This window comes from Streptomyces sp. ITFR-6, assembly GCF_031844725.1.
GTDB lineage: Bacteria > Actinomycetota > Actinomycetes > Streptomycetales > Streptomycetaceae > Streptomyces.
In genome coordinates this window covers 4,400,439-4,413,675 of record NZ_CP134612.1, presented here as the reverse complement: position 1 = coordinate 4,413,675, position 13,237 = coordinate 4,400,439, and the positions used below count along the sequence as shown (strand labels likewise).

Genomic DNA, 13,237 nt, shown 5'->3' with positions numbered 1-13,237 from the left:
CACCCTCGCAGGCCCGAGGAGCCCCCAATGCAACTCGCCGCGATCATCGTGTCGCTGGTGCTGACCGTGGTCGGCGTTGCGCTCATCGCCCGAGCCGTCGCGCAGATCTACCGGTTCGTCACGCTCGGACAGCCGGTCCCGGCCGGCAGCCGCACGGACAACCCGAAACAGCGCACGATCACCCTGGTCAAGGAGTTCCTCGGCCACACCCGGATGAACCGGTGGGGGATCGTCGGCTTCGCGCACTGGTTCGTCGCCATCGGCTTCCTGACACTGCCGCCGACGCTGCTCCAGGCGTACGGACAGCTGTTCAAGGCGGACTGGGTCCTGCCGATCATCGGTGAATGGCTGCCGTTCGAGCTGTACATCGAGTTCATCGGCCTGATGACGACGGTCGGCATTCTCGTGCTGATCGCCATCAGGCTGCTGAACCTGCCCTCCCGGGCCGGCCGCAAGTCGCGGTTCGCGGGCTCCAAGGCCTGGCAGGCGTACTTCGTCGAGTACGTCATCCTCGTCATCGGCCTGGCGATCCTGACCCTGCGCGGACTCGAAGGCGCGATCCACCACGTCGGCGGCTACGAGGCGGCGTACTTCGTCTCGTACCCGCTGGTCCTCGCCTTCAAGGGACTCGCGCTCGGCACGCTGCAGAACCTCATCTACCTCACCGCGATGATCAAGATCGGCGTCTCGCTGATCTGGATGATCACGGTCTCGCTCAACACCAACATGGGTGTCGCCTGGCACCGCTTCCTCGCCTTCCCGAACATCTGGTTCAAGCGCAACGCCGACGGCGAGGTCGCGCTCGGCGCGCTGCGGCCGATGACGTCGGGCGGCAAGCCGATCGACTGGGAGGACCCGGGCGAGGACGACACCTTCGGCGTCTCCCAGGTCGAGCAGTTCTCCTGGAAGGGCATCCTCGACTTCTCCACGTGCACCGAGTGCGGCCGCTGCCAGTCGCAGTGCCCCGCCTGGAACACCGGCAAGCCGCTCTCCCCGAAGCTCCTGGTCATGTCCCTGCGCGACCACGCGCACGCCAAGGCCCCGTACCTGCTGGCCGGTGGCGGCAAGGACATGGAGGGCAACGAGAAGGCGACGGAGGAGCAGCTCAAGGACGTCCCCGCGGCCGCCCTCGCGGAGGCCGAGCGCCCGCTGATCGGCACGGCGGAGGAGAACGGCGTCATCGACCCGGACGTCCTCTGGTCCTGCACCACCTGCGGTGCGTGCGTGGAGCAGTGCCCGGTCGACATCGAGCACATCGACCACATCGTCGACATGCGCCGCTACCAGGTGATGATCGAGTCCTCGTTCCCGTCCGAGGCGGGCACGATGCTCAAGAACCTGGAGAAGAAGGGCAACCCCTGGGGGCTCGCCAAGAAGCAGCGCGTCGAGTGGACCAAGGAGGTCGACTTCGAGGTCCCGATCGTCGGCAAGGACGTCGAGGACCTCACCGAGGTCGACTACCTCTACTGGGTCGGCTGCGCCGGCGCCCTGGAGGACCGCGCCAAGAAGACCACCAAGGCCTTCGCGGAGCTGCTGCACATCGCGGGCGTCAAGTTCGCGATCATGGGCGGCGACGAGAAGTGCACGGGTGACTCGGCCCGCCGCCTGGGCAACGAGCCGCTGTTCCAGCAGCTCGGCCAGGAGAACGTGGCGATGCTGAACATGGCATTCGGCGAGTCCCTCGACGAGGACGGAGGCGTGGACGACTCGACGAAGAAGGCCAAGGCGACGAAGAAGATCGTCGCGACCTGCCCGCACTGCTTCAACACCATCGCGAACGAGTACCCGCAGCTCGGCGGCGAGTACGAGGTCATCCACCACACGCAGCTGCTCCAGCACCTGGTGGACGAGGGCAAGCTGATCCCGGTGACGCCGGTCGAGGGTCTGATCACGTACCACGACCCCTGCTACCTGGGCCGTCACAACAAGATCTACACGCCCCCGCGCGAGATCATCGCGAAGGTCCCGGGCCTGCGGAACGAGGAGATGCACCGCCACAAGGAGCGCGGCTTCTGCTGCGGCGCCGGTGGTGCCCGGATGTGGATGGAGGAGCGGATCGGCAAGCGCGTCAACAACGAGCGCGTCGACGAGGCCCTCTCCCTCAACCCGGACATCGTCTCCACGGCCTGCCCGTTCTGCCTGGTCATGCTGACCGACTCGGTCAACGGCAAGAAGAACGACGGCAAGGCGAAGGAGTCGATCCAGGTGGTCGACGTCTCGCAGCTGCTGCTCGACTCCGTGAAGACCCCGGCCGACCCGGCGGGCGAGCCGGAAACGGCGGACGCGCCGGAGCCGGAGCCGGTGAAGTAACCGCCAACGCTCCACGGCGTCGCGGAAGCGGCCGGACCTGCCTCGGGGGCAGGACCGGCCGCTTCTGCTTTCCCGGTCCGGTGACGCATCATGTGGGACGGCCACCGGCAGGTGAGACGGCACCAGAGCTTCGCGCCGAGCACCCAGGGCACACGGGACGAACGAGGACGGGCAGGCGGGCTACTCCAGTGCGGATACGAATCGCGAGGGCGACGGCCACCGCCGCGGCCGGCTGCGCCTGCGCCCTCCTGCTGGCGGCCTGCGGGGGCTCCCCGGACTCCTCCGGCCCCTCCGGACCGGGCAAGAACGGCGACGCCCCGCCCACCGCCCTGTCCGGACTCGCCGGCGCGCAGCGCCACCCGGTCCCGCGCGGCACCGGCAGCCACACCCCCGACGACTTCAACGGCGACGGCCACCGCGACCTCGTCCTGAACAACCTGGTGAAACCCGCCGCCGACGCCCACGGCGACGACGCGGGCATCGGCATCGTGTACGGCTCCGCCTCCCGGGGCCTGGACCCGTCGGTACGCCAGTTGCTGAGCGCGCACGCGAACGCCGCCAAGATCGGCGACACCCTCCCCTCCGCGTTCGACGCGGAGGCCTCCTGCGACCTGGACCGGGACGGCTTCACCGACCTGGTCGTGGCCACCGACCCCCCGTACAACGGCATCGGGCGCCCGCCCGTACCGCTGCAGATCCTCTTCGGCTCCCCCGCGGGCCTCACCGGCAGGGCGGTCGCGCTCCGCATCCCGGACCGGGCCCGCTTCGGCAACGAGTGGCCCGACCACCCGGTCTGCGGCGACTTCGACGGGGACGGGAAGCCCGATCTGGCCGTGACGGCGAGCGCGGGCCGGCTCAGCTTCCTGCGCGGCCCCTTCACCCGCGACGGCCGCCCGCACAGAGCCGGGGGCACCATTCCGGGGGCAGGGCCCGCGCTGTCGGCGCCCGAGCCCCGGACGGACGTGAACGGGGACGGCTACGACGACCTGGTGTACGCCGCCCGCCGCCACGAGCCGGGTACGCCGGCCAAGGGCACGCTGCTGCTCGGCAGCCCCGACGGACCGGGCCGGCCGGGCGGCCCGTACCGCTTCGGGGCCCCGGCCGGAAAGCTCCCGGCCGCGCCCCTGCGCAGGAGCCCGGGGGCCGGCGCCCCGTCCCGCGCGGAAACGACCCTGCTCATGCGCTACGCGGACTTCGACGACGACCGGAAGCCGGACACGGTGGTGCGCACCCACCGCGGCGAGACGGCCGACCTGATCGCCCTGTACCCGGCGGCCACTCCGGACCGCCCGCTGATCACGTTCACCAGCGCACTGTTCAACGCGAACTGACCACCACAGCGCGCCGACTCCCCGTCCACTGCCCGTCCACTGCGGACAACCCCCCAGGGTTCCCTTAGGGGATGTCACAGCTGAGCCTCAAAGGCGGCCCAGTTCCCCCGCCCCTCCCACCCACCCCGGACGGACCAGGTACGTTCGATTACGTGGCTGGATTCAGGATCGGACGCGGCCGGGACAACCGCACCCCGCAGCAAGCGCAGCAGCAACCGCGGCAGCAGCCGTACGGCAATCAGGCACCGCCGCCGTACGGACAGCAGCAATGGCCGCCGACGGGAGGAAACGGCGCCCCGCACAACGGCGGCGGGTATCACCCCGGCAGCTACCAGGCCGGTGACGGGTACCAGGGCGGCGGGTACCAGGGCGGCGGACCGGACGAGCCGGAGTACTTCGCCGACCCGTACCCCCAGCAGCACCCGCAGCACCCTCAGCAGCACCCGCACCAGAGCGGCGACCCGTACGCGAACAACCCGGGCCACACGCAGGCCTTCAGCATCAACGAGGACCCCTACGGCGACGGGAACACCTACCGCGCCGGCCAGGCCCCCGTCCAGCCGTCGGGCCCGCGCCTGCACTGGAAGCAGCTGCTGACCGGCATCGTGACGCGCCCCGCCGCGACGTTCTGGCAGATGCGCGACTACCCCGTCTGGGGCCCGGCGCTCATCGTCACGTTCCTCTACGGCCTGCTGGCGCTCTTCGGCTTCGACCAGGCCCGCGACGACGCGATCAACGCCCCGGTCGGCAACGCCATCCCCTACGTCATCATCACGGGCGTCGGCTTCGTCATCGGCGGCCTGGTGCTCGGTGCGGTCACCCACTCGCTCGCCCGCCAGCTGGGCGGCGACGGCGCGTGGCAGCCCACGGTGGGCCTCTCCATGCTGATCATGTCGATCACGGACGCCCCGCGCCTGATCTTCGCGCTGTTCCTGGGCGGCGAGAACTCCCTGGTGCAGATCCTCGGCTGGCTGACCTGGCTGGCGGCGGCGGGCCTGTTCACCTCGATGGTGAGCAAGTCCCACGACCTGCCGTGGCCGAAGGCGCTGGGCGCGAGCGCGATCCAGCTGATCGCGCTGGTGTCGATCCTCAAGCTGGGCACGATCTGACCCGAGCAGCGAAAAAGACCCCCGGAGCCTGACGGCGGCCCCGGGGGTCTTTCCCTGTCTCCCGCGCCGCTCAGGCGTCCAGCACCTGCCCGCTGCGCCGCACGACGGGCTTCTCCACGCTCCAGGGGAAGTTGATCCAGCGATCGGTCTTCTTCCACACGTACTCGCACTTCACGAGCGACTGCGACTTCTCGTAGATGACGGCGGACCGCACCTCGGCGACATGATCGATGCAGAAGTCACGGACCAGCTTCAGCGTCTTCCCGGTATCGGCGACATCGTCGGCGATCAGGACCTTCTTGTCCGAGAAGTCGATGGCGTTGGGCACGGGCGCCAGCATGACGGGCATCTCCAGCGTGGTGCCCACACCGGTGTAGAACTCGACGTTCACCAGGTGAATGTTCTTGCAGTCCAGCGCGTACGCGAGCCCGCCCGCGACGAACACCCCGCCGCGCGCGATGGACAGCACCACATCCGGCTCGTACCCGTCATCGGCCACGGCCTGCGCCAGCTCCCGCACGGCGTGCCCGAAGCCGTCGTACGTCAGATTCTCCCGCACGTCATCACTCACGGGGCATCACACCTGCGTCCGGTGGAAGTTCATGAAGGAGCGCGAGGCGGTCGGACCGCGCTGCCCCTGATACCGCGACCCGTACCGCTCGGAGCCGTACGGGAACTCCGACGGAGAGGTCAGCCGGAACATGCACAGCTGCCCGATCTTCATCCCCGGCCAGAGCTTGATCGGCAGCGTCGCCAGATTCGACAGCTCCAGCGTCACGTGCCCGGAGAACCCCGGATCGATGAACCCGGCCGTCGAATGCGTCACCAGCCCGAGCCTGCCGAGCGAACTCTTGCCCTCCAGCCGCGACGCCAGATCGTCGGGCAACGAGATGACCTCGTACGTCGAGGCCAGCACGAACTCACCGGGGTGCAGGATGAACGCCTCGTCCCCGTCCGGCTCGACGGTACGGGTCAGATCGACCTGCTCGACCGCGGGATCGATATGCGGATAGCGGTGGTTCTCGAACACCCGGAAGTAGCGGTCGAGCCGCACATCGATGCTCGACGGCTGCACCATCGACGTATCGAACGGATCAATACGTACGCGTCCGGCGTCGATCTCGGCCCGGATGTCCTTGTCTGAGAGAAGCACCCACCGAGGATACGCAGAACGCGCGGACCCACCCACATCGGGCCGCCCCGCGCGCCTGTCACCGCGTTCCCGGAAGCCCTACCGCTCCTCGAACCCCACCGGCACGGCATGCCGCAACCGGGCGCAACGAGGACAGCGGATAAGCCGCCCGGGACCGATCCGCCCGGACCCGAGCTGCTGCATCGGGAACGAGGCGGTAGCGAAAACGTGCCCTTCGGCACAGCGGACGACGGTGCGCTCCATGGACTCCATCAAGTCCCTTCCCCATCAAGCCGTGGACGAGAAAGCCACATTAGGGGATGAACGGGACGCCACTCCACACGGCACTCCGACAACCCACGCTACGCCCCCAACTCCCGCCCCACCCACCCACATCCACCCCGCACCACGCCCCCCTCCCGCCCCACCCACCACCGGGGCACGCACATCGATGGGCCCGCCATGGGGTACAGTGTGGGACGATGCGTCGCTGGTCAGCCAGTGCGTTACGCGGGTGTAGTTTAATGGTAGAACATGAGCTTCCCAAGCTCAGAGCGCGAGTTCGATTCTCGTCACCCGCTCTTCCATGAACCCCCAGGTCAGTGACCTGGGGGTTCATCGTTGTCTAGACCTCTCGGGGACTGCCGTGCCCTCTGCATGCCCCAACTCCCCTATGTGCCCTGTGTATGGCGCTGTCCCCGCACCACCCAGATGTGCGGGGACAGCGCCATCTCAATATGCAGGCGAGGTGCCTTGTGATCGGCGCCACTTCTTCTCGATGGAACGTTCCTCCGCAAGTGCAAAGGCAGGCTCAACGCACGACTGAGAGTCGCGGCCTCCGGGAGGCGGCTGCACTACGGGTACCACCGCGCCCGCCCTCCTGAGCCAAGACCACCAAGCCGAAGATCAGGTCACTAAGGTCTGCAGCTCGTAGGTCGAGAGCACGAGCGACTTCCGCCAGAGGGGTGCCTTCCGCTCGGAGGGCTGCGAAGACCTTGCCCAACACCTGGGAGGTCTCCCGCGTGAGTGTGCTCTGGGGCTCCGCCTTCCGGTAGCCCATGCGACTGAGCTCGACGCAGTGCGTGCGGTACTGCCACTCGGTGGTGAGGTTGAGTTCGTGCAGGCGGTGGGCGAGCGCCATGGCTGCGACCTTCCAGCGGCGCTTCGCCTGCAGGATCCAGTTGGTGCTCGGGTTACGAGGGGCGTACGCCAGGACATCTGCGGCTGGCATGAGCAGAGCAGCAGCGAAGCGATGCGCTTCCCCCTCGGCTTGGGGGCCATGGGGGACCTGTTCCTCGCCATGCAGAACCAGGTGCCCCAGCTCATGTGCGGCGTCGAACCGTCCACGCTCGGCGGTCTTCTCGGTGTTCAGCAGCACGAACGGGATGCTGCGGTCCCAGAAGGAGAAGGCGTCCACTTCCGGGCAGTCGCGGGACAACGAGAACACGCGCACACCGTGCGCTTCGAGCAGGTGAACCATGTTGGGAATCGGGGCGACCCCCAACCCCCATCGAGTGCGAACCAGTTCGGCCGCGCGCTCGGCTGGACAGTTCTCGACACCGGCCTCGCCTGGAAACACTGGTTCGTTGTCGCTGCCGAGACGACTGAACGAGGTCAAGGACGGAAGGTCTGGCGCCGGCAGTTTGAAGCGAGCCCGAATCCAGTCCTGCAAGATCCGGGCGAGGCGACCACCGCTGAGAGCAATGTCTCGTTGTGAGGCCGTCATCTTGCTTAGCGCCCTGAAGCTGACCGACTCGACGGGCAGGTCGGCAACCTCCTCAGCGACAAAGAAAGATTCTGGAAACTCAAGAGCCTCAGCAAGGCTGGCCAGGGAGGCCGGGGGAGGGTAGGCCCGGCCGTTCTCGTAGTCGGACAGCCGTCGGGCGGTGAGTCCGACCATCTGCGCAAGACGGGTGACGGTGAGCCCGCGGCGCTTGCGCGCCAGAATGATCCGGGATGCGGTGGTCATGGGAGTGCCAATGAGTTGCGGGTTGGACGATCAGGGCAGGCGCTCGATCGGGATGTCGATGCCGCCTTCGCCATCGTCGTCGTTCGGGAACGGGTTGAAGCCCTCGAAGTCGATGAAGGGGAAGATGATCCGCTCGTGCCAGCTGTCGATCTTGCCACGGCTCCCCGGGTTGGTCGGCAGAGACAACTCGTAGCAGAGCCGCGTGCCCGTCAGAGTGTTCACGTGCTGGTACAGGAGGAACCAGGTCACGATCCCCTCTCCGACTCCATGAGGCTCGGGTTCAGCCTCGTAGCCAGGGAACACCAGCTGCCGGTTGGTCTCAACCCGGCGGATGACCGCCGTGCCCTTCGAGTAGCGGGTGGCGGGGGTGAGCGCCGCGTAGCCGGTGGCTTTGTTGCCACTGGAGGCGGTGATGGCGAAGTCCTCCTCAGGCGACAGCAGGAGCGGGACGTTGTGGGGGCTCACGCTGCGCCACCCATCAGCCACATACGCCTCACGCAGGAAGCGAATGGTCCTGCCCCAGAAAATGTTGCCTGGGAGCGAGACAGGGTCGAGGGGCGTGCAGAAGTTGCGCTCCGCCTCGGCGCGCCGCAGCACGTTCTCGATGGTTTCGGCCGAGAGCCCCAGGTCCGCGAGACGGCTCTGACCCCGCGAGTCCTCGACGTGCATGACTGCCATACTCAGCCCCTGACCACAGAGTGCGATTTCCGGAAATCCTCCCTCATTTGAGGAGGGAAATCAAGAAGCATTCCTGTTCAGTCGACTTCCAGGGTTCAAGCATCCCCGGTCAGAGTCGGTCGTCAACCGCTCTGACCGGGGACGCAATGGATCTCAACCGGACTCGACACCAGTCGCACGTCCGCGCAGCTGACGGACCTTGGCATCGATTCCTCCGGCGACCTCCCGCTGCCGCTCGCCGTCGGAGTGTTGGTAGATCAGGGCCGCCTTCTCCGAGGACTGGCCGGCGCGGACCATCGTGTCCTTCAGCGTGGCCCCCGACTGGGTGGACAAGGTGTGGCCGGTGTGGCGGAGGTCGTAGAAGCGGAAGTCCTCCGGCAGGCCCACCTTGGCGCGTGCCCTGCGCCACTTGCGGCCGAAGGTGGACCGCCGGAACGGCGCGCCCCGCTCGCCGACGAACAGAAGGCCGTTGGGCTCCTTCTCCGCGTACCAGTCCAGGTGGCGTTTCACCTCGATGTACAGGAAGGCCGGGAGGAAGACGGTCCGGCGTCCGGCGGTCGACTTCGTGTCGCCCTCGACCCGACGGCCCGTAGTCAGCTCCGGCGCGGCGTCGCTGATCCTGGCCGCGAGCGGTTCGAGCGTGACGTCGGGCCGCCGCAGTGCCGCCTGCTCCTCCGGCCGCATCGGCCCGTAGGCGCCGAAGTAGACCATCAGCCGCCACCTGGGGCCCATGGCATCCGCGAGCGCGTCGACCTGTTCGACGGCGGCGGTGGGGCGTTCCTTGGCCCTCTCACTGCCGGCGCCCCTGATCCGGCAGGGGTTGCGGCGGATCAATTCGTCGTCGGCGGCCGTCTCCATGATGGCCTTGAGGAGGCGGTACGACTTAGCGACGGTCGTCGCACCGGTTGCTTCCAGCCGCTCGGCCCGCCAGGTACGCACACCGGGCGGTGTGATGTCGTCCAGGTTCACCGAGGCGAACGTGGGCAGCAGGTGCAGCCGGAGAAGCCTGCGGTACAGCTCCTCCGTGGTGGCCGAGAGGCCGCGCTCCTCGACCCACTGGACCGCGTAGGCAGCGAAGTTGAGCGCCCCGGCGTCCGGGTCGACCCAGTGCTTGCGCTCGATGTCGGCCTGGGTGAGCGTGAGCCAGGTCTGGGCGTCCGTGCGCGTCGAGAAGGTCTCCGGGGCGGTACGGCGGCTGCCGTCCGGGGCTCAGTAGCGTGCCTGCCAGCGCCCCGAAGGCAGTTGGCGGACCGTGCCGAATTCACGCCGCCTCTGCGGCTTGCGGGTGGCCATCAGGCGGCCTTCCCGTAGCGGGAACGCTCATCGCGGAGAGTCGGCACGGTGCGCTCCTCGATGTATGCGGCGATGGCGCTCTCGGGTATCCGCACGGGCTTGCCGAGCTTGACGTAGCGGATACGGCGCTCCTGGACGAGTCGCCGGATGAAGCGCACGCCGGTGCCGAGGCGTTCGGCGGCCTGCTCCACGGTGAGGAGGGGGTCGGTGGTGGTCACCTCCTCCGGCTGGAGGGTGCGCTGAGCAGGGACGTGCGGTATCGCCGAAGGGCGCAAGGTTGGTGCTCCGGTTCTGGCCGGCGGGCAGGGCGGCAACCCTGGGCTGGCCTGGTGTCGTTCAGGGATGGGACGGGTGATGCGTCCGCAGCGGGGGTTTGCGTTCCCACTGCGGCGGCTGGATCGGTGCGCTACGCGTCGGAAGCGGGACCGTACTCTTCGTTGATCTTGATCAGCTCGGTCGCGATGGCGTTGGAGACCATCACATCGGCTTCCTCCCGGATGTCCGGGTGGTCGGCGAGGTAGGCGTCGAGCTGATCGCGGGCTCTCCGCGCCTCGTGGTTGGCGCGGTTGGAGGACCGGTAGGTGGCGACGACGTTGTCGATCAACTCCATGGCGCGACCCATGGTCGCCAGGCTGGGCGGCCCGACGAAGTTGCTGAGCGGGACGCCGAAGACCTCGGCGAAGCCGATGGCCTCGTCGAGGTTGATGCGGCGCTTGCGGTTCTCGATACGCCACACCGCGGACGGGTTCATGTCGAAGCCGGCCTCGTTCATGTGGTCGGACAGCGTCGTGGTGCTCCAGCCGCGCTTCTCCCGCTCCAGCTTGATCCGCACGGTGGCGTTCTCTTCGCCGCTGAGGAGCACTCCCTCGGAGCCCTCTTCGTCATCCGACATCGCCGCCTCCTCTCGCTCTCCGCGTTCACCGCCACTTCGGCGCATGTCATAACGCTAGCATCGCTTCTGCCGATCGCAAAGCGCTATGCGATCGGCATAGGCGGTGGTACAGTTGAAACTCCCCAGCAGACCGCATCGGTCCGCTGGCGCGCGCTGCGACCTGCCCAGGAGCACAAAAAGCCCCCCGGTGACCCAACACCGAGGGGCTCAGCGCGCAAACCTCATGCCGCCCATCCCTGAACGACTGACCTGCAAGCCGGGATTGCCGTCCCATTGGCCTGCAAGTAGAGGAGCTACATGTCCAGTATGGACGATCCCGCCCCGAGCACGCCATCTCTTCCCGTCGGCGCGGCCGCCTGGCCGCCCGTGGCCGTACCCGGCCGCCCCCGTCCCGACGAGGACGGGCCCTCCTCCGAACAGCACCACCTCGCCTCCGCCTCCGAAGGCGAAGAAGTCCTCACGTCGCTGCGGGAGCAGATCCTGCGGTACGTGGTGATGCCGAGCGAGGAGGCATCAGTGGCGGTGACTTTGTGGGTTGCGGCGACGCACCTGCAGACCGCATGGCAGCACGCGCCGCGTTTGGCGGTGGTGGGGCCTGCGAAGCGGTGCGGTAAGTCGCGGCTCCTGGACGTGATCACCGAGAGCGTCCACGATCCGCTCATCACGGTCAACGCCTCGGCCGCCGCGGTGTTCCGATCGATCACCGACACCCCGCCCACCCTGCTGGTCGACGAGGCCGACACCCTCTTCGGGTCTGCAAAGGTCGCGGAGAAGAACGAGGAGATGCGCGGCCTGCTCAACGCCGGTCACCAGCGCAACCGCCCGACCCTGCGGGTCTCAGGACCCAACCACGAGGTGTCGAAGTTCCCCACCTTCGCCATGGCAGCCCTCGCCGGAATCGGAGACCTGCCTGACACGATCATGGACCGCTCGGTCGTGATCCGCATGCGGCGCCGCATGCCGGGCGAGAAGGTCGCCGAATTTCGTACCTTCCGCGACACCCCGCCCCTCCACGCCCTGCGCGAGCGACTCGCCACATGGCTGGGCCCGCTCCACGCCAGCGCGATGGAACTAACACCCTCAATGCCGGTCGAAGACCGGGCGGCCGACACCTGGCAGCCACTGGTCGCAGTCGCCGACCTCGCCGGCGGGACGTGGCCTTCTCTCGCCCGCAATGCTTGCCGGGTCATGGCAAAGCACGAGGCCGAACAGGACCAAGACCGGAGCAGCCTGGGCATCCGCCTCCTGGCCGACGTCCGCCGCGCCTTCGCCTCCGAGGGCAACCCACCAGCGCTGCGCACCAGTCGGCTCCTGGACATCCTCAACCAGGACGCCGAGACCCCCTGGCCGGAGTACACCGCCAACGGCCTCACTCCACGGGGCCTGCAGATCCTGCTCAACGAGTACGGCATCAGCTCTGCCCCCAAGCGCTTCCACGGCAACGTCCAGGCTCGGGGCTACACCCGTCGGCACTTCGCCGACGCCTGGGCCCGCTACTGCCCCGAGCCCGCACCCGAAGCCGCGACCGGGGACTGACCCTGCACGACCCGTCACGACTCGTCTCCGCGCAGGTCAAAGCGGTGACAGGTCGAGATCCGGTGACGAGTCGTCTCGACGTCACCGCCACACCCGCATCTGCCCTGACCAGGCATGCGACATGTCGCGACGGGTCCTCGCGCCCCTGGGCCGAACCTCGCACCTCTTGGAGCACTCCCCCTTGCCTTCACCCACTCTCGCCGCAGGACCGTCGACCGCGCTGCCGCCCTTGGCACCGGCCATCCGCACCGGTGTCGCACTGCTGGCCGTGGCCGCCTTCGCGCTTTCCTACGACGCCCTGCGTCAGATGGCCGCCGCCAGCCACATCCATCCCGCGCTCACCTACGCCTTCCCGCTCGTCATCGACGTTTTCATCGGGATCGGCTCCCTGCTCGTCCTACGGACCGCGCCCTTGTCCGCCCGCCTCTACGTCTCGGCACTGGTCGGCATCGCCACCGCCACCAGCATCTGGGCCAACGTCCTGCACGCCATCCGCCTCAATCAGCAGAACCGGCGCAGCGCACTCGCTCTCGACGACCTCACCGTCGGGGCCATCTCCGCCATCGCCCCGCTCGCCCTGGCCGGAGCCGTCCACCTCTACCTCCTCGTTCAACGCCGACCCACGCGAACGAAGCCCCGCCCCGAGCCGCACAACGACGGAGCCACTTCTCCCGAAGACGGGGTGCCCCCTACACCGGCCCAGGTGCCCGACGCTGATGTGGCCAAGGCCCCTGCGATGTCCGTGTCTCAGCCCACCCAGCCTCGTGGCAAACGTCGTGGCCGACCGAGCGCCACCTTCGAGCAGGCAGTGGAGATCGGACGTACGGCTCCCCTGGGACGTGGCGGCCAAATCTCTCGCCGCCACATCGAGGCGGCCGTCCACGCCAATGGACTCGGCATCGGGCGGTCCCGCCTGGACGAGGTCAAGAACCTCCTCCAGGCCGAGCTCGGCCAAGCCCGAACCACGGCGTAGGCCCGCGCCCTCCC

At 68.3% G+C, this 13,237-nt stretch carries 11 protein-coding genes, 1 tRNA gene and 1 pseudogene; 6 read left to right on the top strand and 7 right to left on the bottom strand.

All coding sequences use genetic code 11. The features are described from left to right. Nucleotides 1-27: 27 nt before the first annotated feature. The 3 genes from RLT59_RS20075 (at nucleotide 28) to RLT59_RS20065 (ending at nucleotide 4,750) form a co-directional block, all read left to right on the top strand. Nucleotides 28-2,310: a (Fe-S)-binding protein gene (locus RLT59_RS20075; protein WP_311304657.1), complete on the top strand. Its 2,283-nt coding sequence runs from the start codon at nucleotides 28-30 to the stop codon at nucleotides 2,308-2,310. Between the two features lie 188 nt (nucleotides 2,311-2,498). Next, the gene (locus RLT59_RS20070) at nucleotides 2,499-3,641 is read left to right on the top strand and encodes an FG-GAP repeat domain-containing protein (RefSeq protein ID WP_399125754.1); all 1,143 of its coding nucleotides are present in this window, start codon (nucleotides 2,499-2,501) and stop codon (nucleotides 3,639-3,641) included. 152 nt (nucleotides 3,642-3,793) lie between these two features. Further along, nucleotides 3,794-4,750: a Yip1 family protein gene (locus RLT59_RS20065; protein WP_311304656.1), complete on the top strand. Its 957-nt coding sequence runs from the start codon at nucleotides 3,794-3,796 to the stop codon at nucleotides 4,748-4,750. Between the two features lie 70 nt (nucleotides 4,751-4,820). On the opposite strand, the gene RLT59_RS20060 is transcribed toward RLT59_RS20065, so the two are convergent. After that, nucleotides 4,821-5,321 carry a phosphoribosyltransferase gene (locus RLT59_RS20060; protein ID WP_311304655.1) on the bottom strand — a complete coding sequence of 167 codons (501 nt, stop codon included), beginning with the start codon at nucleotides 5,319-5,321 and terminating at the stop codon, nucleotides 4,821-4,823. Nucleotides 5,322-5,327: 6 nt separating this feature from the next. Continuing rightward, nucleotides 5,328-5,903, bottom strand: coding sequence for a dCTP deaminase (dcd, locus tag RLT59_RS20055; protein ID WP_073733490.1), 576 nt, complete (start codon nucleotides 5,901-5,903; stop codon nucleotides 5,328-5,330). A gap of 489 nt (nucleotides 5,904-6,392) precedes the next feature. Between dcd and RLT59_RS20050 the strand changes: the two genes are divergently transcribed. Next, nucleotides 6,393-6,463: transfer RNA gene (locus tag RLT59_RS20050), tRNA-Gly, on the top strand. Between the two features lie 230 nt (nucleotides 6,464-6,693). On the opposite strand, the gene RLT59_RS20045 is transcribed toward RLT59_RS20050, so the two are convergent. The 5 genes and pseudogenes from RLT59_RS20045 to RLT59_RS20025 form a co-directional block, all read right to left on the bottom strand. Next, nucleotides 6,694-7,851: a helix-turn-helix domain-containing protein gene (locus RLT59_RS20045; protein WP_311304654.1), complete on the bottom strand. Its 1,158-nt coding sequence runs from the start codon at nucleotides 7,849-7,851 to the stop codon at nucleotides 6,694-6,696. A gap of 30 nt (nucleotides 7,852-7,881) precedes the next feature. After that, entirely contained in the window at nucleotides 7,882-8,520 is a 639-nt protein-coding gene (locus RLT59_RS20040) for a hypothetical protein (RefSeq protein WP_311304653.1), read from the bottom strand. Between the two features lie 162 nt (nucleotides 8,521-8,682). Beyond that, a pseudogene (locus tag RLT59_RS20035) lies at nucleotides 8,683-9,822 on the bottom strand (tyrosine-type recombinase/integrase). After that, complete coding sequence (locus RLT59_RS20030) at nucleotides 9,822-10,040, bottom strand: helix-turn-helix domain-containing protein (protein WP_010071525.1); 219 nt, start codon at nucleotides 10,038-10,040, stop codon at nucleotides 9,822-9,824. The pseudogene RLT59_RS20035 and the gene RLT59_RS20030 overlap by 1 nt, the downstream one beginning before the upstream one ends. Before the next feature lie 188 nt (nucleotides 10,041-10,228). Then, nucleotides 10,229-10,714, bottom strand: coding sequence for a helix-turn-helix domain-containing protein (locus RLT59_RS20025; protein WP_311304652.1), 486 nt, complete (start codon nucleotides 10,712-10,714; stop codon nucleotides 10,229-10,231). 306 nt (nucleotides 10,715-11,020) lie between these two features. Between RLT59_RS20025 and RLT59_RS20020 the strand changes: the two genes are divergently transcribed. Further along, nucleotides 11,021-12,250, top strand: coding sequence for a DUF3631 domain-containing protein (locus RLT59_RS20020; RefSeq protein ID WP_311307794.1), 1,230 nt, complete (start codon nucleotides 11,021-11,023; stop codon nucleotides 12,248-12,250). Between the two features lie 181 nt (nucleotides 12,251-12,431). Then, nucleotides 12,432-13,223: a DUF2637 domain-containing protein gene (locus tag RLT59_RS20015; protein WP_311304651.1), complete on the top strand. Its 792-nt coding sequence runs from the start codon at nucleotides 12,432-12,434 to the stop codon at nucleotides 13,221-13,223. Nucleotides 13,224-13,237: the final 14 nt, after the last annotated feature.

Coding starts and splice junctions, on each gene's coding strand:
- RLT59_RS20075 (WP_311304657.1), top strand. CDS start 28: ATGCAACTCGCCGCGATCATCGTGTCGCTGGTGCTGACCGTGGTCGGC.
- RLT59_RS20045 (WP_311304654.1), bottom strand. CDS start 7,851: ATGACCACCGCATCCCGGATCATTCTGGCGCGCAAGCGCCGCGGGCTC.
- RLT59_RS20040 (WP_311304653.1), bottom strand. CDS start 8,520: ATGCACGTCGAGGACTCGCGGGGTCAGAGCCGTCTCGCGGACCTGGGG.
- RLT59_RS20025 (WP_311304652.1), bottom strand. CDS start 10,714: ATGTCGGATGACGAAGAGGGCTCCGAGGGAGTGCTCCTCAGCGGCGAA.
- RLT59_RS20020 (WP_311307794.1), top strand. CDS start 11,021: ATGGACGATCCCGCCCCGAGCACGCCATCTCTTCCCGTCGGCGCGGCC.